Genomic DNA, 23390 nt, shown 5'->3' with positions numbered 1-23390 from the left:
GCTTGCTCCTCCTATGCCGCCGGGCCCGGTGCGGGCTCGATATTGACCAGGAACGCCTTGTACTCGGGCGTCTCGATATTGGCGTCGCCTACAAAGGGAGTGAGCATGTTCGGGCCGAAGCCTTTCTTCGCCGCCCCAGTGAAGCCCCAGTGCAGCGGAATGCCGACGATGTGAATGGTCTTGCCATCGCAGATAAGCGGCTTGATCCGCTTGGTCACCATGGCCTTCGCTACAACTGAACCGCGCTTCGACCAGACGCGGACCCAGCCGCCCTTGACGATGCCCTTCTCGGCCGCAAGTTGTTCCGAAATCTCCACGAAGAACTCCGGCTGCATCACCGCATTGACGATGACGTGCTTGGTCCAGAAGTGGAAATGCTCGGTCAGGCGGTAGGAGGTCGCCGCATAGGGGAACTCCTTAGAAGCCGCTTCCGCAAACTGGGCCATGTCGCCCTCGAATACACGGGCGGCCGGATTGCCGCGGACCTTGGGTGCGACGGGATTGACGATCGGTGACTCGAACGGCTCGTAATGCGCCGGGAACGGTCCGTCGCGCATCATGCCCCGGGTAAAGAGGCGCGAGACGCCTTCCGGGTTCATGATGAACGGGCCGACCTGATCGGGCTTCGCGGTCGGCGCGATATCAGGTACATCGTAACCCGACCATTTTTGGCCGTCCCATGCGATCACTTTGCGGCTCGGATCCCACGGTTTTCCGGTGCGGTCCGCGGAGGCCCTGTTATAGAGGATGCGGCGGTTGGCGGGCCATGAGAACGCCCATTTCGAATAGAAGCCGGCGTCGTCCGGATCGGTCGTATCCCGCCGGGCCATGTTGTTGCCGTTCTCGTTGAAGCAGCCGGAATAGATCCAGCAGCCGCAGGCGGTCGAGCCGTCGTCGCGCAGCGCGGCAAAGGCCGGCAGCAGCTTGCCGGCCTCGGCCAGCACCTTCGTCGGGTCGGCCGTGTCGGTCACCCTGGCAAGCGCCCTGCCGTTGATCTCCTGCGCAAGCTCTTCGGCCTTCGGATCGCCGGGATCGGCATAAGGCCAGTTGAGTTTGATGATTGGATCGGGGAAGGCGCCGCCTTCCTTGGTGTAGAGCTCCTTCAGGTGCAGATAGAGTTGCGCCATGATCCACGTATCGCGCTTGGCTTTGCCGGGGGGCGTGCCGCCGGCCCAATGCCACTGCAGCCAGCGCCCGGAATTGACCAGCGAGCCGTCGTCCTCGGCGAAGCAGGTTGAAGGCAGCTGGTAGACCTCCGTCTGGATCTGCGACGGATCGACATCGTTGTACGGCCCATGGTTCTCCCAGAACCGCCCGGTCTCCGTGTCCAACGGATCCATGATGACGAGGAATTTGAGCTTCGAGAGGGACTCGATCACCTTCTTCTTGTTCGGAGCCGCCTGCAGCGGGTTAAAGCCCTGGCAGAAATAGCCGTTCACCTTGCCTTGGTGCATCAGCTCGAAAGCACGCAGCAGATCGTAGCCCGGCAGGTCGAGCTTCGGCAGGTAGTCATAGGCGAAGTCGTTCTCCGGCGTCGCCGCGCTTCCCCACATCGACTTCTGGAAGCTGACAAAGAACTTCTTGTAATTCTGCCAGTAGCTCAACTGGTTCGGCCGCAACGGCTTGAAGCCGCGCGTCGACATATAAGCCGCCAAATCCGGCTCCTTCTGCGTCGGCAGTGTGAGGTAGCCGGGCAGCAGGTTCGACATCAGCCCGAGGTCTGTCAGCCCCTGGATGTTGGAGTGGCCGCGAAGCGCATTCATGCCGCCGCCGCGTATGCCGATATTACCGAGAACAAGCTGCAGCATCGCCATGGCGCGGATGTTCTGCGATCCCTTCGAGTGCTGGGTCCAGCCGAGCGCGTACATCGACGTCATCGCCTTGGTGGGCGAAGAGGTTTCCGCGACCATCGCGGCTACCTTCAGGAAGCGGTCCTTGGGCGTGCCGCAGATGCGCTCGACCATTTCAGGCGTGTAGACCGCGACATGCTTCTTGAGCAGATTCCAGACGCAGCGGGGATTCGCCAGTGTCTCGTCGACAACCGCAAAGCCATCCGGACCTATGTCGTAATCCCAACTGGACTTGTCATAGTCCCGCTTCGCCTCGTCATAGCCGGAGAAGAGGCCGTCCTGATATGTGAAGCCCTGCTTGACGACATAGGCCGCGTTGGTGAAGGCCTTCACATAGTCCCATTGCACCTTGTCTTTCTGGATGCAGTAGTTGATCAGGCCGAGCAGGAAGGCGATGTCCGTTCCCTGGCGGATCGGCGCGTAAAGATCCGACACCGAAGCCGAGCGCGTGAAGCGCGGGTCGATGACAATAAGCTTGGCGCCGCGGTTGGCCTTCGCTTCCGTGACCCATTTGAAGCCGCACGGATGCGCTTCCGCGGCATTGCCGCCCATGATTACAACAAGATCCGTATTCCTGATGTCCGTCCAGGAATTGGTCATCGCGCCGCGGCCGAATGTTGGGGCGAGACTCGCCACCGTGGGGCCGTGTCAGACACGCGCCTGGTTGTCGAACACCAGCATTCCCGCGCTGCGCACCACCTTGTAGGTCGCGAACGCGGTTTCATTGGTCGATGCCGAGGCGGCTAGGAAGCCGGTGGTGATCCACCGGTTGACCGTCACGCCGTCATTGTTCCTTGCGACGAAGTTCTTGTCGCGATCGTCCTTCATCAAGCGGGCGATGCGGCCGAGGGCGTCTTCCCAGCTTATCGGCTCGAACTTGTCGGACCCGGGCTTACGGACCATCGGATGCTGCAGGCGGGTCGGAGATTTCACGAAGCCGAGCAGAGCCGACCCCTTGGGGCACAAGGTGCCGCGATTGGTCGGGTGGTCGGTATCGCCCTCGATATGGGTGATGTCGGCCTTCTCGCCCTTTCTAAGATCGCCTTTCGAATACAGGATTATGCCGCAGGCTACCGAACAGTACGGGCAGGTGTTGCGCGTCTCGGTCGTGTTGGCGAGCTTGAAGGACCGTATCGCTGCCGCATGCGCGGCCTCGATGTCGGCGAAGCCGAAAGCCCCCAACGTCGTGCCGGCGAGACCCGCGCCAGCCGTCTGCAGGAACGCGCGCCGTGATAGCTCAACATTCATCTGGATTTCCTCCCGAATTCGATGCCCATAGAGGCATCCAGAACCAAGAGATACGGACGCCATTTTGAGCCGAATTGGCGCAATGTCAAACTGCTGAGGGATCTAGGGCACAGATCGGAGTCGGCAAATGGTTCGCGCAGGAAAATGCTATTGACGCTTTTCGGAATGTGACACTACAGTATGGCGTGGTGTTGGAAACGGCTCCCGCGTTGCGGGGCGATATCACCGAGGCACCTCCGCGTCTGACCAGCCTTGCTCATGGCGGCGGTTGCGGTTGCAAGCTGGCGCCCTCCGTTCTGCAGCAGCTTCTCGCCGAGAAGACGGAACCCAGCCTCTTTCGGCAACTCCTTGTCGGCACCGAAACTGGAGATGATGCTGCCGTCTGGCAGATCGACGACACAACCTGCGTGATTGCAACCACCGACTTCTTCATGCCGATGGTGGATAACCCGTATGACTTCGGGCGGATCGCAGCGGCCAACGCGCTCTCCGACGTCTACGCGATGGGCGGGCGACCAATCATGGCACTGGCCATCCTAGGAATGCCTATCGAGAAGCTGCCGACACACATGGTGCGGGAAATCCTGAAGGGCGGCCGCGACATTTGCGCCACAGCCGGAATACCGGTCGCTGGTGGCCATTCGATAGACTCACTTGAACCCATCTACGGGCTTGCCGTGATCGGCACCTGCCGGCCTGCGGAGATCCGGCGTAATTCGGGAGCCAGGCCGGGAGATGCGTTGATCCTCACCAAGGGACTCGGCGTCGGAATCTATTCCGCAGCCATCAAGAAGAAGGCGTTGTCGCCCGCCGGCTATGAAGAATTGATTGCTTCGACGACCCTTCTCAACCGGATAGGGTCGGATCTCTCCAAGGACCCAAACGTGCATGCGATGACCGATGTGACTGGCTTTGGTCTGCTCGGACACGCCCTGGAGATGGCGCGCGGCTCCGCCTGCGCACTGGTGATCCGCGACCATGACGTTCCCGTCTTTGCGCAGGCAACCTCGCTTGCGGAACAAAGCTTTGTTACTGGCGCATCGCGGCGTAATTGGGCGAGTTATAGCGATGCGGTGCGACTGCATGAAGGCATGCAGGAGTGGCGACTCGATCTACTTACCGACCCGCAGACTTCGGGTGGGCTGCTGATTGCCTGCGAGCCTGGTAGCGCCGGCGCCCTGGTCGAGACAATCGTTGCCAGTGGCTATCCTTCGGCGAGTATGATCGGATGTGTCGAACCCGGCCGACCTGCCGTGGCAATCGAGGAATGACCGTCGCTTCCGATCGGTGGCTGTCATGGCTATCGCATACTCTTGCGCGAGACTTCACGACCCCGCCGGCGGTGCTGGGCGCGGAACCATACGGAACAATGCGGGAAGCTTTGCAATTCTGGCCCATGAAAAAGCCAACAAAATCAATAGTTCTCCCGCATCCTCCCGGCCCACCATTCAGTCCTTGGACAGTAACACGAGGAGCGTCCTCTTCTAACCAAGGGCAGGCATCCGCAGGCACTGACTCTGGCGGCATCATTCACTTTGTTTGCTCGTGCCTTGAGTTGCGCAAATAAGTAGCCTGCCGCGTGATTTTATTTCGACTGCCGGGTGCGCAATCCTTGCATCAGTTCGATCCACTAGCTCCTGATATTCTCTGGTCCATGCGGCGTTTGGCTGAAAGCCGGGCTGCCCGCTTTACAAGAGAGTGCGAGGTGATCAGCGCGATTACTTGCACATCGATAATGGCCCCGGCGCTGGCGCGTCCAAGCCAGCGACCTCCACCCGTTGTCCCGATCCTGGGACCGCCCATTGTCGAAACTCTCCTCAGCCCGCCGAATAGCCGTGCCTGGCGAAGAACCGGTCCAACTCGCGCTTCTGCGGGGCCTCGCCGGTAAAAATCTCCACGTATTCGGGAATGCGCTTCATGCGGACCGCGAGACCTTCCTTGGTCTGCATCGAGATGTAGCCGATCTGCACGAGGTAGATGGTGCGCGCTCGAACGTCCGCCGAGCTTTCCGTGTAGCCGAAGCGGACGAACATTCGGCTCACTGCGTCGAGACGCGTCTGGTCGGCTTTGTGCACCTCTGCCAGAATGTCGGGAGATTGAAGCGCCCAGCTTCTGACTGCGAATTCGAACTGGGAATCGAACAAGGACTTGTCGAGCCAGCAGTCGAACACGTTCAGCATCGCTTCGCCGACCGTCTCGGCATAGGCCTCGGCCTGCTTGACGAGGTTGCCGGTGTTCTTGTCCCGCCAACGGGTCACCAGGGCAGCCAACAGCTCTTCTCGATCCTTGAAGAACCAATAGAAGCTGGTGCGCGACAGGCCCAGCTTCTTTGCCAAGGGTGAAATTCTCACCGAGCCAACGCCGGATTCGAGAAGCAGGTCGTAGGCGGCTCCAAGCCACCCCTCCGGCGATCCGCGCCATCCGCTGTCGTTCGAGATTTGCTCCATGGTCGACCTGCCTAACAAAATATCGGGGTGAAAACCAGCGAAATGTACATCTATGTCGATTTTATTGACGTCTAAGAGTCAAAACTTGACATTGATGTACATTCTGAAATAGCGTTCGCGCTTACCGTCCCAGTCCGGAGTCCGCCAGATGTCGAACGATCCTCTTCTGCAGCCGTACAAGCTCAAGCATTTGACCCTGCGCAATCGCATCATCGTGACGTCGCATGAGCCGGCTTATCCGGAGGACGGGATGCCGAAGCAGCGCTATCTCGCCTACACGCTGGAAAGGGCGAGGGGCGGTGTGGCGATGACGATGACAGCCGGGTCTGCGGCAGTCTCGAAGGACAGCCCCCCGGTTTTCAACAACCTGCTCGCCTACAAGGACGAGATCGTGCCGTGGATCAGGCAAATGACCGATGCGGTGCATGAAGAGGGTGCGGCCATCATGATCCAGCTGACCCATCTTGGGCGGCGCACACGCTGGGACAAAGGCGATTGGCTCCCCGTTGTGGCTCCGTCGCATCATCGTGAAGCCTCGCACCGGGCGTTTCCCAAGAAGATTGAAGACTGGGATATCGAACGCATCATCAAGGATTTCGCGGACGCCGCGGAACGAATGAAGGCAGGCGGGATGGATGGCGTCGAGCTCGAGGCTTACGGCCACTTGCTCGACCAGTTCGTCTCGCCTCTCACGAACGAACTTGACGGTCCTTATGGCGGTTCGCTCGATAACCGCATGCGCTTCTGCATGGATGTCCTGAAGGCGATCCGGTCACGGGTGGGCGAAGACTTCATCCTGGGCGTGCGCTATACCGCCGATGAATGCCTCCCCGGGGGCACCGGCAGGTCGGAAGGCATCGAGATCTCCAAGCGCCTCAAGGAAAGCGGACTTATCGACTACCTCAACGTGATCCGCGGCCACATCGACACCGATGCGGGCCTGACGGACGTCATTCCGATTCAGGGAATGGCAAACTCGCCGCACCTCGACTTCGCGGGTGAGATTCGTGCCGCGACCAACTTCCCAACCTTCCATGCGGCGAAAATACCGGATGTCGCGACTGCCCGCCACGCGATTGCGTCGGGCAAGGTGGACATGATCGGCATGACGCGCGCTCACATGACCGACCCACACATCGTGCGCAAGATCATCGAAAAGCGCGAAGACGAGATCAGGCCCTGCGTCGGCGCCAACTATTGCCTTGACCGCATCTATCAGGGCGGAGCGGCATACTGCATTCACAACGCCGCGACGGGCCGCGAACTGACCATGCCGCATATCGTCGCCAAGGCCGAGACCCGCAAGAAGGTCGTCGTCGTCGGTGCAGGCCCGGCCGGCCTGGAGGCCGCCCGCGTGGCGGGCGAGCGGGGACACGAGGTCGTGGTCTTCGAGGCCGCCAGCGATCCGGGAGGGCAAATCCGCCTGACGGCGCAGAGCCCGCGCCGCAAGGAAATGATGAGCATCATCGATTGGCGCATGGCGCAGTGCGAAAAATACGGGGTGACCATCAAGTTCAATAGCTGGGCGGAAGCCGAAACCATCGAAGCTGAAAATCCGGACGTCGTCATCATTGCCACGGGCGGGGTGGCGCACACAGACGTCCTTTCCAAGGGCAACGAGTTCGTGGTGTCTTCATGGGACATCATCTCTGGGGACGTGAAGCCGGGAACCAATGTCCTCATCTACGACGACGCGGGCGACCACGCCGCGCTCCAGGCAGCCGAATTCCTCGCAGGCGCCGGCGCGAAGGTCGAGATCATGACGCCGGACCGGTCCTTCTCGCCGGAGGTCATGGCTATGAACCTGGTGCCCTACATGAGGTCGCTTCAAAAACTCGATGTGACCTTCACTGTTACCTATCGGCTCGAGTCTGTCGAAAAGAACGGCAACCAGCTCATCGCACATGTCGGCAGCGACTACGGCGGCGTCTCCAAACAGCGCGTCGTGGATCAGGTCGTCGTCAATCACGGCACCATTCCGCTCGACGACATCTATTTCGAACTGAAACCGAAGTCGACCAATCACGGCGAGGTTTCGCATGATGCGCTGATCGCCGGACAACCGCAGTCGGTGGTGCGGAATCCACAGGGCCGATACCAGCTCTTCCGCATCGGCGATGCCGTTTCAGCGCGCAACACCCACGCTGCGATCTACGACGCATTGCGCCTGGCGAAAGATATCTGACGGCCCGGAGCGGCTCCGCAGCCACTCATTGTAACAAAGGTCCGGCCATCAGAAGTGAAGCACTGCAATATCTTGTAGACGCTGCGTTCGTGGCATTCGAACAGTTTCTCGCACGACACGCGCTCCCGCAGATCGATCTTGCAGCTCTTATCACAAGCCCCCTTGGCCTGACATTTGCGATGGATCAAAGCTCGATCACTCTTCGACCGATAGATCGATAACGGCCAGTCGGTCATGAACCCGTGGCAGCGTCGATGCGTTGTGCTTCAGCCGGGATCGGTTTGGAACCAGCGAAGGAGTCGGAAATGGCCGGGCATCCCCGCACCAATCGCCTGTCCGCACAGGAGTTGCGCGACATCGACGCCTACTGGCGTGCCGCCAACTACCTGACCATCGGGCAGATCTACCTGCTCGACAATCCGCTGCTTCGCGAGCCGCTTCGGCTGGAGCACGTCAAGCCCAGGCTGCTCGGCCATTGGGGAACCTCGCCGGGCCTGAGCTTCATCTACGCGCATCTCAACCGCGTAATCAGACAGCGCGACGCCAACGTCATCTACATCTGCGGTCCGGGCCATGGCGGGCCTGCCATGGTCGCGAACAGCTACCTCGAAGGCACCTACAGCGAGATCAATCCGGATATTTCTCTGGATGAGGCCGGAATGAAAAAGCTCTTCCGGCAGTTTTCCTTTCCGGGCGGCATCCCGAGCCATGCCGCGCCCGACGTGCCCGGCTCGATCCATGAAGGCGGCGAGCTCGGCTACTCGCTCTCGCATGCTTATGGCGCAGCGTTCGACAATCCGGATCTTGTCGTCGCCTGCGTCGTTGGCGACGGCGAGGCGGAAACCGGGCCGCTGGCAACGTCCTGGCACTCCAACAAATTCCTCAACCCGGCACATGACGGCGCGGTGCTGCCGATCCTCCATCTCAACGGCTACAAGATCGCCAACCCCACCATTCTCGCCCGCATTCCGGTAGAAGAATTGCGCGCGCTGTTTGTCGGCTATGGCTACGAGCCACTGTTCGTCGAGGGTGATGACCCGGCCTTGATGCATGAGCAGATGGCCATCGTGCTCGACGATGCTCTGGACCGCATCCGGGCGATCCGGCAGGCGGCGCGCAGCGGAGCAGGGACCGCGCAGCCCCGTCCGAAATGGCCGATGATCGTGCTGCGAAGCCCAAAGGGCTGGACCGGTCCCAAGGAGGTCGACGGGCTGAAGACCGAGGGCTTCTGGCGCGCCCATCAGGTTCCGCTCTCCGGTCTCGCCGAAAAGCCGGCGCATCTGAAGATGCTCGAGGAATGGCTGTGGAGCTACCGGCCCGAGGAACTGTTCGATGCCGCCGGCGCTCCCGTGTCCACGATCCGCGCTACCGCGCCGCAGGGCGCCATGCGCATGAGCGCCAATCCGCATGCCAACGGAGGCCTGCTGCGCCGATCTCTCGAACTGCCCGTCCTGCATGAGCACGCCGTCCCGGTTCAGCAGCCTGGTGGCGTGAAAGCGGAGGCGACCCGAGTGATGGGCCGTTTCCTGCGTGACGTCATGGCGTTGAATCAAAGCACCAGGAACTTCCGCATCGTAGGCCCCGACGAGACGGCTTCGAACCGGCTGCAGGATGTCTTCGAGGTGACGGAGCGCGCCTGGATGGAAAAGATCCTGCCCGAGGATGTGCATCTCGGCCGGGAAGGCAGGGTTCTGGAGATTCTATCCGAGCATACCTGCCAGGGCTGGCTGGAAGGCTATCTGCTCACTGGCCGGCATGGCTTGTTCTCCTGCTACGAGGCCTTCACGCACATAGTCGATTCCATGTTCAACCAGCATGCGAAATGGCTGGACGCCTGCCGCGAGCTGCCGTGGCGACGGCCGATTGCGTCGCTGAACTATTTGTTGTCCAGCCACGTCTGGCAGCAGGAGCACAACGGCTTCAGCCATCAGGATCCAGGCTTCATCGACGTGGCTCTGAACAAGAAGGCGGACGTCGTGCGGGTCTATCTGCCGGCGGATGCCAACAGCCTGCTTTGCGTGACCGCCCATGTGCTGCAGACATGGAACCGCATCAACGTGATCGTCGCCGGCAAAGCCAATTCCTGGCAGTGGCTGTCCATCGACGAGGCGAAAGTCCACTGCAACGCCGGCATCGGCATATGGGACTGGGCGTCGACGGATGGCGGGACCGAGCCGGATGTGGTCATGGCCTGCGCCGGCGACGTGCCGACGCTTGAGACGCTGGCCGCCGTTCAAATCCTGAAACGCCACATTCCCGACCTCAAGGTCCGACTGGTCAACATCGTCGATCTGATGACCCTGCAGCCAAAGGAACACCATCCGCACGGCCTGTCGGATCGCGAGTTCGACGCGCTTTTCACCACGGATAAGCCCGTCATCTTCGCGTATCATGGCTATCCATGGACCATCCACCGCCTGACCTACCGGCGGACCAACCACGACAATATCCATGTGCGCGGCTACAATGAGGAGGGGACGACGACGACGCCCTTCGACATGACCGTGCTCAACGGCCTTGACCGCTATCACCTCGTGCTCGGTGTGCTCGACCGCATCCCCGAGCCGGCCGGCGCGCATGTCCGGCTGAAGCAGGCCATGGAAGGCAAGCTGATCGAGCACCGGACTTATATCCGCGAACATGGGCAGGACATGCCTGAGATCCTCGACTGGAAGTGGGAGCAGTAGCGGATGCCGAGGCTGTGCATCGAGTGGGTCACCACTGTCTTCGGCCGGCAGGCGCGGGATAGAAAATGAAGGATACGATCCTCGTTCTAAATGGAGGCTCCTCAAGCCTGAAGTTCGCTGCGTTTCAGGAGCGCGCGGAACTTCACCTGTTGGCGCGCGGCAGCGTTTCGTCGATCGGGCACCATACGCGATTGCACATAGCGCCTGCGGCTTTGTCGCCTGAGATGGACAGGAGCTTGGGCGATGAGCCGATCGATATCGCCAAGGCATTCGAAGCCGTGGCCTCCTTCCTCGCCGACCACGGTCTTTTGCGCCAGATCGCCAAGGTCGGGCACCGCATCGTCCATGGCGGGCAAGAATTCACCCGCGCGACGCTGCTCGACAAACGTACGCTCTATGCCTTGCATGGGCTTGAGCCGCTCGCGCCGATCCATCAGGCGATCAACCTGGAAATCGTCGGCCTTGCCAGCCGGCTTTTGCCCGAGGCCGAGCAGGTCGGCTGCTTCGATACGGCCTTCCACACGGCGCGGCCGGAGCTTGCCAAGATCTATGGCTTGCCTCGCGCGATGTCGGAACAAGGCATCGTGTCCTATGGCTTCCACGGGCTGTCCTACAGCCATATCGCGGCGAAGCTTCGTGACCGTTATGGCGCCGTCGCCGGTGGCCGAACGATTGTCGCCCATCTTGGCAGCGGCGCGAGCCTGTGCGCGATGAGGGCAGGGGCCAGCCTCGCCACCACGATGGGTTTTTCGACGCTCGACGGCCTCGTCATGAGCACACGTTGCGGCGCCATCGATCCTGGCGTGCTTCTGCATCTTTTGCAGGATCGCAAGCTGTCACCCGACGAGTTGTCCACCTTGCTCTATGAGCGATCCGGCCTGCTCGGCGTATCCGGCATTTCCGGGGATATGCAGACCCTGCTTGCGTCGAAAGACCCTGCGGCGGCCCAAGCCATCGATCTCTTCGTCTATCGCATCGGGCGGGAGATCGGATCGCTCACTGCTGCGCTTGGAGGCCTCGACACGCTCGTGTTCACCGCGGGCATCGGCGAGCATGCGCCTCAAATCCGGCAAAGGATCTGCGAGGCCGCTGCCTGGCTCGGGGTCGCGCTCGATGACGACCTGAATCGCGACGGCGAAGAACTGGTCAGCACCCCGGATTCCCGCGTGGAGGTTCTTGTCATTCCGGCCGACGAGGAACGTGCGGTGGCCACGGAGTTGCTCAACTTCGAAGCCGTCTGATTTGCTCCGTGTACGCGGATTGGCCCGAATGGCTCATTCCCCCATCGCCTGAAGCGCATCCCGCTTGAGGATTTCAATGCTGCGCAGGCTGAGCAGGCGGATGACGCCTTTCTCCTTCAGGCGGGTGAAGACGCGCGACAGTTCAGGCTCCAGATCGAAAGCCGACGCTCAACAGCGGAACTTGACTCACCGGCGATGCCACCGGAAAGGCTGCCGCGCCTCCGGTGATCCATGCGCTAAGTTGGGTTCTCCAAACGTCTTGTGTCGCGCCATTCCTCGTACTCCCCGAGGGCATCATCATGCAGCGGATAATAGCGCTGCAACGGCGCGCCCTGCATGAGCTTCTCTCGCGAGAACTCTTCCCAGTCGTGATGCTTCTTCGCCTCTTCGATGACCTTCGGGGCCATTGCGACGGGAACCACCACCACCCCGTCATCGTCGGCGACGATGATGTCGCCGGGGATCACCGTGACACCGCCGCAGGCAATCGGAACGTTGACGGCGTTTGGATAGATGCTGGTCTGCACATGATAATTTGGCGTCCAGCCGCGAAGCCATAAGGGTAGATCGAGCTTTTCGACATTGGGCCTGTCGCGCATGCATCCATCGATGACGATACCCGCGCCGCCTCTGCCTTTGAAATACGTCGACATCATATCGCCGAAGACGCCCGAGCTCATGTCGCCGCGCGCGTCGACCACGACCACATCGCCCTCCTGCGCGTGGTAGAGCACGTGCCGGTGCAGTTGCGTCTCTGGATCGGCATATTCTCCCTCGGTGAAAAGGTCCGGTCGCTGCGGCATGAACTGCAGCGTCAGCGCCGGCCCGACGATCGACTTCCCGTGGTTCTGCGCCACGGGACCGACCATGTGCGGATTGCGGAAGCCCATGTGGCCAAGCGTGCCGGCGACCGTCGCGGCGCCGATGCCCCTTAGCGAGTCGATCAAGTCTTTGGGCGGCCGCATGATGTCGGGAGTATGCGTCATGATGGACTCCGGTTGAAATTGAACTACCAGTTGGTGACAGAACCATCGCGGCGCTTGAGGTGAGGCGCTTCCCAGAAACGCAAGCTCTGCGCCCGGATCGCCTCCTCATTGACCTCGACGCCGAGCCCCGGCAGGTCGCTGACCGGATAATCGGCGCCGTCGAGCCGTGGTTGCACCGGGAAGAAATCGGAATTGTCGAAGCCCAGCTTCATTTCGGGCGCCCTGGTCTCGAGCCACGCAAAGTTCGGCACCGCGGCGGCGAGATGCATGGTCGCGGCCGTGCATATCGGGCCAAGGGGATTGTGCGGCATCAGGTCCACATAGTGCGCCTCGCTCCAGCCGGCGACCTTCATCGCCTCGGTGAGCCCGCCGACATTGCAGACATCGAGCCGGTTGAACTGATGGATGCCGCACTCGATATAGGGCAGGAACTGCCACTTGCTGGCAAATTCCTCGCCGATGGCAAAGGGGATGTCGGTCATCGTGCGCAGGGATTCATAGGCCTCCGGCGTCTCGTCGCGTATCGGCTCCTCGAGGAAATCAAGCACGCCGCGACCGAGCTTGTTGCAGAAGCTCGCCGCCTCCGCCACCGACAGCCGATGATGATAGTCGATGCCGAGGACGACGTCGTCGCCCAGTGCCTCGCGCGCCTTGTTCAGCATGCGCGCGGTAGCGCCTATCGACTCGCGCGGCTCGAAGATGTCCCTGCTGTTTTGCCCGGCGGGGAAGAAGCGGATCGCCTGCCATCCCTGCGCGCGCAGCTCGCCGGCTCGTTCGATGGCAACATCGCCCTCGGCCTCGTCTCCGGTCGAGGCGAAGGTGGGGATGCGGTCGCGCTGCTTGCCGCCCAGCAGCTCGTAAACCGGCACCCCCAGCGCCTGGCCTTTGATGTCGTGAAGGGCGATGTCGATGGCGGAAATCGCCGCCTGCAGAACGCGCCCGCCTTCGAAGTACTGGCTGCGATAAACCTCCTGCCAGATCCGGCCTATCTGCATCGGGTCGCGGCCGATGAGAAACTCGCGATAGTGCTCGAGCGCGCCGGCCACGGCTCTTTCGCGACCGCTCAAGCCGCTCTCGCCCCAGCCGAAGATGCCCTGGTCGGTCTCGACCTTGACGAGCATCTGGTTACGCGTTCCCACCCACACTGGATAAGGCTTGATCGCGGTGATCTTAAGCTTCGTAGTCATTCACGCCCACGTTCCACATGCATTCGCCCTGTCTCAGTTGGCCTCGAGGGCCGTCTCCGTTTCGCCGTCGAACAGGTGCATGCGCTCCTGGTCGAATTCGAGCCAAATCCGCTCGTCAGGTGTGACGGCGATGTTGGGGGACACGCTGATGTTGACGATGGCGCCGGAGAGGAACGCTTGCACGAAGGTGACGTCTCCGGTTGGTTCCACCGTATAGGCCTTCGCCGGAATGGCACCGGGGACGGCGCTCTTGTGCAGCTTGATCGTCGAATGTCGCGCACCGAGCACGACCTTCTTGCTGGTCGCTCTCTGGACCTTGCGCGCATTGCGTTGCGACAGATCGAGGCTCCAGCCTTCCGCGCTCGTCAGAACGGCACCGCCGTTTGCCGTCGATGCCTCTAGCGGGATAAGGCTCATCGCCGGGCTGCCTACGAAGCTCGCGACGAACATGTTGGCGGGATGGGCGAAAACTTGCGCCGGCGAATCGTATTGCTGCAGATAGCCGCCATTCATCACAGCCATCCTGTCCGCCATGGTCACGGCCTCGAGCTGGTCGTGCGTCACATAGATGATCGTCGCCTTCAGGTCTTGATGGAACCGCTTGATTTCGGACCGCATCTGCACGCGCAGCTTTGCGTCGAGATTGGAGAGCGGTTCATCCATGAGGAATACCGCCGGATCCCGGACGAGGGCGCGGCCCAGCGCCACGCGCTGCTGTTGCCCGCCCGAAAGCTCGCGCGGCTTGCGCTCGAGCAGCTGCGTCATGTCGAGCACTCGCGCCGCTTCCCTGACCTTCCTGTCGATCTCGTCCTTGGGCAGCTTGCGCATCTGCAGCGGGAAGGCGAGGTTCATATAGACCGACTTTTGCGGATAGAGCGCGTAGTTCTGGAACACCATTGCGATGTCCCGGTCCTTGGGGTCGAGGTCGTTGACCACCCGGTCGCCGATGACGATGTCACCCGATGTGATCGGGATCAGCCCCGCGACGAGATTGAGCGTGGTTGTCTTGCCGCAGCCTGAAGGGCCGACGAGCGCAACGAACTCGCCGTCATTGACCGTCAGCGAAACCTCGTTGACGGCTTTGAAGCCGCGATAGGTCTTGACGAGATCTTTGAGGACCACGTGGGCCATCGGCAACTCCTTAATGCTTGACCGCGCCTTCTGTCAGGGCGCGTACGAAGTATCGTTGCAGGACGAGGAAGAGGACCACGACGGGCACGCTCATCATAAAGCTGGCCGCCATCAGGCCCGGAAAGTCCGTCGTATTTTCCGAGAAGAAGCGCTGGATGCCGACCGGAAGCGTCAACTGCTCGTTCTTGGAGAGGAAGGTATAGGCGTAGATGTATTCGTTCCACGCGCCGATGAAGGAATAGATCGCCGTGGCGATGATTCCCGGGGCCGAGAGCGGCATCACGATCAGCATGAAGGCCTGGAACCGCGTCGCCCCGTCGATGCGCGCCGCCTGCTCGAGCTGCACCGGGATGTTGTCGTAGAAGCCCTTGAGCAGCCAGATTGCCAGCGGCAGGCCGAAGGTGAGGTAGGTGAGAATAAGCGACCCATGCGTGTTCACCAGCCCGATCGCGCGCATCAGGATGAAGAGCGGCACGAGAAAGATCACCGCCGGGAACATGTTGCGAAGCAACACGGCGAAGAACAGGAAGTTCCGGCCCGGGAAGGTGAAGCGCGAGAACGCGTAGGCCGCGGGGACCGCCACGATCACCGAAAGGACGGTGGTGGCGGTCGATACGAAAAGGCTGTTCCAGAAGAAGCGGAGGAAGTCCTGGCCGACGCTGTTCTGCGGATCGAGTAGCTTCTGGTAGCTGGCAAGCGTAGGCTGGTCGGGCCACCACTGCGGCGGGAATTGCATCGCCGCGAAGCCGGACTTGATCGAGGTGATCAGCATCCAGATCATCGGCAACGCGGTGTAGAGCAGCATGAACGCCAGGAAGATGCGCCCGCCCCATCGCCATCCGTCGATGCGCATGCGGCGATGGGTCTGGCCTCGCGGGGCTGTCTCGGCAATCGTGCTCATGCGCTCCCATCTTTCCGCTCGTTGCCGCTTAGCGCGCGGACGTAGAAGTAGCCGAGCGTCATCAGGATGAGGAACAGAAGCACCGAATAGGCCGATGCCACCCCCCAGCGCTGCCGGCCGAAGGCGAGCTCATAAATGTGGGTGATCCAGATATGCGATGCGTTCGATGGCCCGCCGCCGGTCATGATCCAGGGGATGATGAAGGAATTGAAGTTGGCCACCGCCAGCAGCAGGATCGTCACGGTCGAGACGTTTCTCAAGTGCGGGAAAGTGACGTGCCAGAAGCGCTGCCATGCATTGGCCCCGTCGACTTTTGCGGCGCGCAGCAACTGGTCGGGGACGGTCTGCAGGCCGGCCATCATCATGATCATGGCAAACGGAAACTCGCGCCAGATATTGACGACGATCAGGGAGGGCAGCACCGTACTGACGCTGTCGATGAAATTCGGCGGCCGGTCGGCCAATCCGAGGCCAACCAGCACCGCGCCGATGATCCCAAAGTCCGAATGGTAGATCCACTTCCAGATATAGGACGCGGCGACCGCGCTGATGACCCAGGGAATGATCAGGATAGCGCGCAGGACACCACGACCGGTAAAGTCGCGATGGAGGGCCAGCGCGGTGGCAAACCCCAGGACAAAGGAGAAGAAGGTGGATGCCAGCGTCCAGATAAGAGTGTTCCAGGTGACCATCCAGAACACCTCACTGGTGAGGATGGCCGTGTAGTTGTCGACGCCGATGAAGTTCTTGTCCCGGAGCTGCAGGCCAGGCGGCGTGTTGAAGAACGACAGCTCGATCGTGTAGTAGATCGGATAGGCGATCACGATCAGCATCACGATGATCGCAGGGAGCACGTACGCGTAGTCAGCGCGATGCTCCCAGATCTTCCGCAGCACGCCCGACCAACCGGGTTGCAATCTTGCGCGAGCCTCGGTCTTGCCGGTCACGATCGTCACTTTTGGCGTGCCCTTGCTCTTCGGAACGAACCGGCTGCACTCTCGGCGCAGCCGGAGAGATCGCAGGTCAGGCTTGGCTAGAGCAGTTCATCGTTTCACGGAAACGCCAACTGCTCTAAATATTTGTTTTTACGCAATTCCGAACAGAAAGCCGTTACCCACTTTTCCTGGAATTGCTCTAGAGTCCGCCGCCCATCAGGTCCTTTACCTTCTTGGCCGCGTCGTCCGCTGCCTGGTCGACGGTCATCGCTCCGGTCAGGGCATTCTGCAGCATGTCCGGGACGATGATGTTCATGATCTCGGGAGACTGCGGCAGCGCTGGGAACGGGATGCCGTATGGCAGCATCGAGGTGGTGACATCGAGGAACTTGATGTTGTCCAGACGCTCCTTCATCCATTTGGTCTTGAAGCCGTTGAGGTTGCCGGGGTTCGAGCCGGCGTAGGCCATCTTCAGCGACCATTCGGGGCTCGTCCACATGCAGATGATGGCCTTTGCCGCCGGCTCGTCCACCTTGCCGCCCTCGACATATTCGGGCTTCAGGATGTGAATGTTCGAGCCGCCGAACACCACTGCGCGCTTGCCGTCTGGGCCAGTCGGAATCAGGCCGTAGCGCATGTTGTCGATGACCGTCTGCGCCTTGTCCTTGTCGGTGCCCGTCGCCTTCTTCTGCAGGTCGAGCATGACGTTGTAGTCGGACGGGTGCGAGATCATCATGCCGAGCTGGCCGGCCAGGAACAGGGGCTGGTTGTCGGCCTGCTGGTTCGTGAGTGCCGAAACCGGGACCGACTTGTCCCGAACATACATGTCGTACGAGGCTTGCAGCGCCGCCTTGCTCTGCGGGCTGTCGAGCTCGATCTTCTTATAGGTCGGGTTCGCCGTGGCTTCGTCGAAGACGCCGCCGCCATAGGCCCACAGCTGCGGCATGAAGCGGTAGGGCGTGTTGCCGGCATTCTTGCGAGCCACGAGACCGTAGCCGGCAATGCCAAGCTTGTCGTGGATTTGCTTGGAATACTTGACGACGTCGTCCCAGGTTGCCGGAGCCTTGTCCGGATCGAGGCCCGCCCGCTTGAAGATGTCGGCGTTCCAGATGAACGCCATCGTCTCGTTGTTGGTTGGAATGCCGTAGGTTACTCCCTCCCAGGTCACAGCCTTCATGGCGCCGGGCCAGAAATCCTCGGTCGAATACCCCACATCCTCGGGCTTGAGCGGCTGCAGATAGCCCTTTGAGGCGAACTCGGTACCACCCAGGATTTGCAGGCGGACCGCCATCGGCGCGGCATTGCCCAGGAGCGCCGTGCGGAACTTGTCGAGAAGGTCGTTATAGGTGAGGGCTTGTTCCTCGAGCTGGATGTTCGGATAGGTCTTGCGGAAGGTTTCAAAGAAATCCTTGTAGTACTGGCGCAGGAGGTCGGGGTCGCCCTCGAACACTCCCTGATACCAGAAAGTCAGTCGCCCCTTGTAGTCGAGCGGGGTGACCTTGGCGCAATCGGCCGCCGTGTCAAAATCCTGTGTGCCCGCGATGGAGCGCACATATTCCGGCGACCACTTGCTCAGGTCGACCGGCGGCGCACCCAGCGCCGATGCGGACATCAACGATGCCATTAAAGCAGTGGACACAGTGCCGCGCAGGACGGCACCGCCGAGTGTGATCCTCGTCATACATATCCTCCAGGTTTCTCTCCCACGCCGCTCCGCGTCGAGGCAAGCGGTCCTTGCTCTTCGACCGCGGGACATCTGTGTATCCCGTCAGTCGCACCGTACGTTTTCAGATCGTGAATTGTCTGTCAACGCGCTGGATCGTACATTGTTTATAGAAACTTTGCGTGATAATCGGACAAGGTGTGTATCAATCCAGGGGAGCCGGCCTTGGCCGAACCAAGCGATTTTAAAGCCAAGCCACCTGCGGGGATCGACCCCATAGGGGCCTCCAACGAGGGCGCCTCGCTTTATGAACTGATCAGGGAAGACATCATCGAGGGGCGGCTCGCCGCCAACGAACGGCTCGTGGTCACCGATCTCGCCCGGCGTCACGGCACCTCGACCAACCCCGTGCGCGAGGCCCTGCAGCTGTTGCGCGGCGAGGGCTTTGTCACCTTTGCCCCCAACCGCGGGGCGCGCGTCCGACCCATAGATCAGGAATTTGTCCGCGATATCTACGAGATCGGCGTTCTGATCGAGCCGGCTCTGACGCGATGGTTTGTGAACATGGCTACAGGCGAGGACATCGCCGAACTCGAACGTATCCAAGGGCTGATTGAAGAGAACAACTTTGCCGACGCCTTCAGGCACAGTGAGCTAGATACCGCCTTCCACACCGTGATGTACCAGCGGCACTATAATCGCCATGCCGCCGAGCTTTGGTGGAAGCATCGCGAAGTGCTGCGAGCCGTGAGCCGGCGTTTCGATTTCACCCTCGCGCGACGTGCCGCGATCCTTCGCGAGCACCGCGAGCTCATCGCGCTCGTAAAGGCAGGAGACGCCGACAAGGCGGCCGAACTCGTTGCCCGCCATGTCGAGGGCTCCGGCCGGCACATCCTCGAACACATGCGTGCGCGCAACGCCGCGCGGGCCGGATAGAATATCCGGTCCAGAACACCGTTAGCCCGGCCATTTCAGAGAGAGGCAGTTGAGATGAAAATCACGAGCATTCGGCCGTGGCTGATCAAGTCCGATGCTTCTTATTGGGGAGAGTTCCTCTTCGTCGAAGTGATGACCGACGAGAGGGTTAGCGGTTGGGGAGAGATCACCACCACGACAAAGCTGGCCAACCGCGCCCTCTGCACGATCCTGCGGCAGATCGGTGCCGCCGTGGCAGGCGAGGATCCGGCGCGTATCGAATATCTCTGGCACAAGATCTTCCGCAGCTTCACCTACATGGGCAGCCGCGGCGCTGCCGTCGAATGCGTGAGCGCCATCGACATAGCCCTGTGGGACATTCGTGGCAAAGTCCTCGGCAAGCCGATCTACGAGTTGCTGGGCGGACCGGTGCGCGAGGAAATCGCCCTCTACACCCACCCCAACCAGGCCAAATTCACCAGCAAGGAGGCTGTGGTCCGCGAAATTCGGGACATTGTCGAGTCCGGACACACCGCGCTCAAGTTCGATCCGTTCCCCCACCAGGGCCGCACCGCCGATGGCCTGTCGCGCGAACAGCGGGACGGCTACCTCGATGGCAGCATGACCCGCAGGGACGAGCGCGAAGCGGCCGAGCTCACGGCTCTGATCCGCGAAACGGCGGGCCCTGATGTCGACATCCTCATCGATGCGCATGGCCGCTTCGACGTTCCCACCGCCATTCGCCTATGTCGGAGCCTCGAGGAAGCTGGCCAGATCGACTGGTTCGAGGAGCCTTGCCCGCCAGAGAGCCTTAACGCCCTCAAGCAGGTGCGTGAGAAGGTCAGTGCCGCTATCTCGTGGGGCGAGCGCGGGCACACGAAGTGGGATTTCGTGCCGGTGCTCGAGAACAAGCTCGCCGACTACATCATGCCGGACGTCACCTGGACCGGCGGCATTACCGAACTCAAGAAGATTTCCGCCCTGTGCGAAGCCTACTACGTCCCGGTCTCGCCGCATGACGCCGCGGGACCCATCAACGTGGTTGCGGGAGCGCAGGTGATGATGACCGTTCCCAACTTCTACAAACTCGAAACGTCGGCGTGGAATCTGGGTAAATACGATCACCTTATCGACACGCCACTCGACGTTTCGAACGGCAGCCTCAAGCTGACGTCCAAGCCCGGTCTCGGCATCGAGATGGACCGCGAGTACCTGCAAGCCCATGAGATTGAGCTGAGCTAGCAACGCTTTCATGCCGGCACGCGTGCGGGCAATAAGCCCCGCCGACCAGAACGAGGATAAGTCATGCCAAAGATGGGTGGAGCCGACGAGGCCCTCAATCGGGTGAACACGAACTCCAAGCCGTCCGACCTTCGCATCACCGATATGCGGGTGGCGGAAATCGTCGGCGCGCCGTTCACCTCCGCGCTGCTCAAGATCGACACCAACCAGGGCATCGTCGGACTTGGCGAGGTGCGCGACGGCGCCAGCGCCACCTACGCGCTGATGCTGAAGAGCCGTTTGCTTGGCGAGAACCCTTGCGACATCGATCGCCTGTTTCGCCGGATCAAGCAGTTCGGCGGGCACGGCCGGCAAGGCGGCGGCGTCTCGGGGGTCGAGATCGCGTTGTGGGACCTCGCCGGCAAGGCCTATGGCGTCCCCATCTACCAGATGCTCGGCGGCCGGTTTCGGGAGAAAGTGCGCGTCTACTGCGACACCGACGCCGAGAAACCGAGCGGCACAGAAACCGGAAAGCGCCTCAAGGAGCGCATGAACCGCGGTTTCACCTTCCTCAAGATGGACCTAGGCTTAATGCAGATCGCCCATGTCCCGGGCGCCGTGGTCGCGCCCGCCGGCGTGCTCGAAGGGTTTTACGCCAATCCACGCGGCCGTGGCGGCGCGATCGAGGAGCGTAAGGCTCGCAATCTCGCCTACGATGCGCAGAATGTGCAGCACCCGTTCACAGGTCTGCATTTCACCGAAAAGGGTATCGACCTGCTCGAGCAGTATATCCACGAGGTTCGCGAGGTCATCGGATACGAGGTCCCTTTAGCCATCGACCATGTCGGCCACATCTCGCTGCAGGACGGCATCCGCCTCTCGCGCCGCATCGAGAAATACGTCCCTGCCTGGCTCGAGGACGTAATTCCGTGGCAGTACACCGAGCAATACCGACAGCTGCAGCAAGCGACCTCGGTGCCGATCTGCACCGGCGAAGACATTTACCTCAAGGAGGGCTCCGAGCCTCTGCTCAAGAGCGGCGGCCTCTCTGTTATCCACCCGGACCTGCTCACCAGCGGCGGCATCCTCGAGACCAAGAAGATCGGCGACATGGCGCAGGACCACGGCGTCGCCATGGCCATCCATATGGCCGAAAGCCCAATCGCCGCGATGGCCGCGGCACATGTCGCGACCGCGACCGAAAACTTCATGGCGCTCGAATACCACTCCGCCGATGTCGACTGGTGGGACGATATCGTCACCGGCATTCCCAAGCCGCTCGTCAAGGACGGCTTTATCACTGTTCCGGACAAGCCGGGCCTGGGGATCGACGACGTCGTCGACGAGGTAATCTCGCAGCATCTGCAGGCGGGTGTCGCCCGGATCTGGCAGCCGACGGATCGCTGGGACAACGAGTATTCCTGGGATCGCACCTGGAGCTGAGGCGAAGGGAACCGAAGATGAAGATCGCGGACCTGCGCTGTGCCGTCATCGGCAAGCACCCGATCGTCCGCATCGTGACCGACGAGGGCCTCTACGGTCTTGGCGAAGTCGAGTTCACCAAGACCTACCTCAAGCCCTGGGTACTGCATTTCCGTGAGGCGCTGATCGGCGAGGATCCGACCGACGTCGAGCGGGTGATGCTGAAGATCCGCCAACGCGGCTCCTTCAAGCCCTATGGCGCGGCGGTGAGCGCTATCGAGCATGCGCTGTGGGACATTGCCGGCAAGGCCGCAGGCGTGCCGGCTTATAAGCTGCTCGGCGGCAAGGTGCGCGACAAGGTGCGCGTCTATAACGGCTCGATCCGCCGGAAGCGCACGGGCGACCGGCCGGAGGATTACGCCGCCGACGTCAAATGGATGATGGAGCAGCCGCAGAACTTCTTCATGATCAAGCAAGGAATCTCGTTCCATTCCAACATGAAGGACACCGTCGAGGGCTTCCATTACGGCGTGACGCAGAAGAAGGCCGGCTATCACGGCGCCATGGATCAGGGCGTGATCAGCGAGCGCGGTTTCAATCACATGCTCGACTGCGTGATCGCGATGAAGGAAGTGCTGGGCGACAAGGTCGGCCTGGCGCTCGACTGCGGCCCGGGCTGGATGCTGCCCGATGCGATCAAGTTCGCGCGCGCGGTCGAGAAGTACAATTTGATGTGGCTCGAGGACATGCTGACCGGCGACTATGTGCCGTGGGTCAATCCGCAGGCCTATCGGGAGCTGACCACCTCCACCTCTACGCCAATCCATACCGGCGAGCAGATCTACCTGCGTCACAATTTCAAGGAGCTGATCGAGACGCAGGCGGTGCGCGTCATCGGCCCCGATCCTGCTGACATTGGCGGCATTGCCGAGCTTAAGTGGGTCGCCGAGCACGCTTACATGCACTCGATCCTGATGGCGCCGCACGGCGTCGCGAACGGGCTGCTCGGCCTCGGCGCGCTGATCAATGTCTGCGCCACCTTGCCCGCCAACTACATCGCCTTCGAATATCCGAGCGCCTCCGATCCCTGGTGGGAGGACATCGTGATCGGCCTGCCATCGCAGATCGTGAAGGACAGCATGGTGGACCTGCTGGGAGTCGCCTGGGCTGGGTCTCGACATCGACGCCGAAGCGGCCAGGAAGTATCTCAGGGAAGAGGATGCGGGCTTCTTCGATTGAGCCACCCATCTTTCGCCACCCTCACGCGCAGCCCCTGCCAGCGACACGTGCTCGGTGATCGAATGAACGGGCCAGATGCGACGTTGTCTTCCGTGTAAAAACTACTGTAAAATCAAAAATTTAGCTGATGTA

Annotated in this window: 15 protein-coding genes and 1 pseudogene; 8 read left to right on the top strand and 8 right to left on the bottom strand. The window is 61.3% G+C overall.

The features are described from left to right. Positions 1 to 11 precede the first annotated feature (11 nt). A complete protein-coding gene (gene fdnG, locus EH240_RS33080) occupies positions 12 to 3098 on the bottom strand; it encodes a formate dehydrogenase-N subunit alpha (RefSeq protein ID WP_148101161.1) in 3087 nt (1028 codons plus the stop codon). A gap of 221 nt (positions 3099 to 3319) precedes the next feature. On the opposite strand from fdnG, the gene selD reads away from it, so the two are divergent. Continuing rightward, positions 3320 to 4369, top strand: coding sequence for a selenide, water dikinase SelD (gene selD, locus EH240_RS33070; protein WP_125006451.1), 1050 nt, complete (start codon positions 3320 to 3322; stop codon positions 4367 to 4369). Positions 4370 to 4915: 546 nt separating this feature from the next. Here the strand turns inward: selD and EH240_RS33065 are convergent. After that, positions 4916 to 5545 carry a TetR/AcrR family transcriptional regulator gene (locus tag EH240_RS33065; RefSeq protein WP_125006431.1) on the bottom strand — a complete coding sequence of 210 codons (630 nt, stop codon included), beginning with the start codon at positions 5543 to 5545 and terminating at the stop codon, positions 4916 to 4918. A gap of 148 nt (positions 5546 to 5693) precedes the next feature. On the opposite strand from EH240_RS33065, the gene EH240_RS33060 reads away from it, so the two are divergent. From EH240_RS33060 to EH240_RS33050, 3 genes are all read left to right on the top strand, one after another. Continuing rightward, on the top strand, positions 5694 to 7730 hold the full coding sequence (locus tag EH240_RS33060; RefSeq protein ID WP_125006429.1) for an NADH:flavin oxidoreductase: 2037 nt from the start codon (positions 5694 to 5696) through the stop codon (positions 7728 to 7730). 305 nt (positions 7731 to 8035) lie between these two features. Continuing rightward, complete coding sequence (locus EH240_RS33055) at positions 8036 to 10417, top strand: phosphoketolase family protein (RefSeq protein ID WP_125006427.1); 2382 nt, start codon at positions 8036 to 8038, stop codon at positions 10415 to 10417. A gap of 65 nt (positions 10418 to 10482) precedes the next feature. After that, complete coding sequence (locus EH240_RS33050; protein WP_125006425.1) at positions 10483 to 11658, top strand: acetate/propionate family kinase; 1176 nt, start codon at positions 10483 to 10485, stop codon at positions 11656 to 11658. A gap of 236 nt (positions 11659 to 11894) precedes the next feature. On the opposite strand, the gene EH240_RS33040 is transcribed toward EH240_RS33050, so the two are convergent. The 6 genes from EH240_RS33040 to EH240_RS33015 all read right to left on the bottom strand — a co-directional run bounded on the left by EH240_RS33040 (position 11895) and on the right by EH240_RS33015 (position 18479). Beyond that, positions 11895 to 12644 carry a ribonuclease activity regulator RraA gene (locus EH240_RS33040; protein ID WP_125006423.1) on the bottom strand — a complete coding sequence of 250 codons (750 nt, stop codon included), beginning with the start codon at positions 12642 to 12644 and terminating at the stop codon, positions 11895 to 11897. Between the two features lie 23 nt (positions 12645 to 12667). Beyond that, complete coding sequence (locus EH240_RS33035; protein ID WP_125006421.1) at positions 12668 to 13831, bottom strand: mandelate racemase/muconate lactonizing enzyme family protein; 1164 nt, start codon at positions 13829 to 13831, stop codon at positions 12668 to 12670. Positions 13832 to 13864: 33 nt separating this feature from the next. After that, on the bottom strand, positions 13865 to 14962 hold the full coding sequence (locus tag EH240_RS33030) for an ABC transporter ATP-binding protein (protein WP_125006419.1): 1098 nt from the start codon (positions 14960 to 14962) through the stop codon (positions 13865 to 13867). A gap of 10 nt (positions 14963 to 14972) precedes the next feature. Next, complete coding sequence (locus EH240_RS33025) at positions 14973 to 15863, bottom strand: carbohydrate ABC transporter permease (protein ID WP_125006417.1); 891 nt, start codon at positions 15861 to 15863, stop codon at positions 14973 to 14975. Next, complete coding sequence (locus tag EH240_RS33020; RefSeq protein ID WP_125006415.1) at positions 15860 to 16819, bottom strand: carbohydrate ABC transporter permease; 960 nt, start codon at positions 16817 to 16819, stop codon at positions 15860 to 15862. The genes EH240_RS33025 and EH240_RS33020 overlap by 4 nt, the downstream gene beginning before the upstream one ends. A 178-nt stretch (positions 16820 to 16997) precedes the next feature. After that, the gene (locus tag EH240_RS33015; protein WP_125006413.1) at positions 16998 to 18479 is read right to left on the bottom strand and encodes an ABC transporter substrate-binding protein; all 1482 of its coding nucleotides are present in this window, start codon (positions 18477 to 18479) and stop codon (positions 16998 to 17000) included. A gap of 207 nt (positions 18480 to 18686) precedes the next feature. On the opposite strand from EH240_RS33015, the gene EH240_RS33010 reads away from it, so the two are divergent. The 4 genes and pseudogenes from EH240_RS33010 (at position 18687) to EH240_RS32995 (ending at position 23258) form a co-directional block, all read left to right on the top strand. After that, entirely contained in the window at positions 18687 to 19397 is a 711-nt protein-coding gene (locus tag EH240_RS33010) for a GntR family transcriptional regulator (protein ID WP_125006411.1), read from the top strand. 54 nt (positions 19398 to 19451) lie between these two features. After that, the gene (locus tag EH240_RS33005) at positions 19452 to 20618 is read left to right on the top strand and encodes a mandelate racemase/muconate lactonizing enzyme family protein (RefSeq protein ID WP_125006409.1); all 1167 of its coding nucleotides are present in this window, start codon (positions 19452 to 19454) and stop codon (positions 20616 to 20618) included. Between the two features lie 63 nt (positions 20619 to 20681). After that, entirely contained in the window at positions 20682 to 22040 is a 1359-nt protein-coding gene (locus tag EH240_RS33000) for a mandelate racemase/muconate lactonizing enzyme family protein (RefSeq protein ID WP_125006407.1), read from the top strand. A gap of 17 nt (positions 22041 to 22057) precedes the next feature. Continuing rightward, positions 22058 to 23258: pseudogene (locus EH240_RS32995) on the top strand (mandelate racemase/muconate lactonizing enzyme family protein). Positions 23259 to 23390 lie beyond the last annotated feature (132 nt).

This window comes from Mesorhizobium tamadayense (assembly GCF_003863365.1).
In the GTDB taxonomy this organism is placed as follows: Bacteria; Pseudomonadota; Alphaproteobacteria; order Rhizobiales; family Rhizobiaceae; genus Mesorhizobium; species Mesorhizobium tamadayense.
Note: the sequence above shows the minus strand (reverse complement) of the source record. Positions and strands in the feature narration are given on the sequence as shown.

What these genes read in the sequence shown, in the direction of transcription:
- EH240_RS33060 (WP_125006429.1), top strand. Translation starts at nt 5,694, where the DNA reads ATGTCGAACGATCCTCTTCTGCAGCCGTACAAGCTCAAGCATTTGACC.
- EH240_RS33030 (WP_125006419.1), bottom strand. Translation starts at nt 14,962, where the DNA reads ATGGCCCACGTGGTCCTCAAAGATCTCGTCAAGACCTATCGCGGCTTC.
- EH240_RS33050 (WP_125006425.1), top strand. Translation starts at nt 10,483, where the DNA reads ATGAAGGATACGATCCTCGTTCTAAATGGAGGCTCCTCAAGCCTGAAG.
- EH240_RS33040 (WP_125006423.1), bottom strand. Translation starts at nt 12,644, where the DNA reads ATGACGCATACTCCCGACATCATGCGGCCGCCCAAAGACTTGATCGAC.
- EH240_RS33035 (WP_125006421.1), bottom strand. Translation starts at nt 13,831, where the DNA reads ATGACTACGAAGCTTAAGATCACCGCGATCAAGCCTTATCCAGTGTGG.
- EH240_RS33000 (WP_125006407.1), top strand. Translation starts at nt 20,682, where the DNA reads ATGCCAAAGATGGGTGGAGCCGACGAGGCCCTCAATCGGGTGAACACG.
- EH240_RS33065 (WP_125006431.1), bottom strand. Translation starts at nt 5,545, where the DNA reads ATGGAGCAAATCTCGAACGACAGCGGATGGCGCGGATCGCCGGAGGGG.
- EH240_RS33015 (WP_125006413.1), bottom strand. Translation starts at nt 18,479, where the DNA reads ATGACGAGGATCACACTCGGCGGTGCCGTCCTGCGCGGCACTGTGTCC.
- EH240_RS33025 (WP_125006417.1), bottom strand. Translation starts at nt 15,863, where the DNA reads ATGAGCACGATTGCCGAGACAGCCCCGCGAGGCCAGACCCATCGCCGC.
- EH240_RS33005 (WP_125006409.1), top strand. Translation starts at nt 19,452, where the DNA reads ATGAAAATCACGAGCATTCGGCCGTGGCTGATCAAGTCCGATGCTTCT.
- EH240_RS33055 (WP_125006427.1), top strand. Translation starts at nt 8,036, where the DNA reads ATGGCCGGGCATCCCCGCACCAATCGCCTGTCCGCACAGGAGTTGCGC.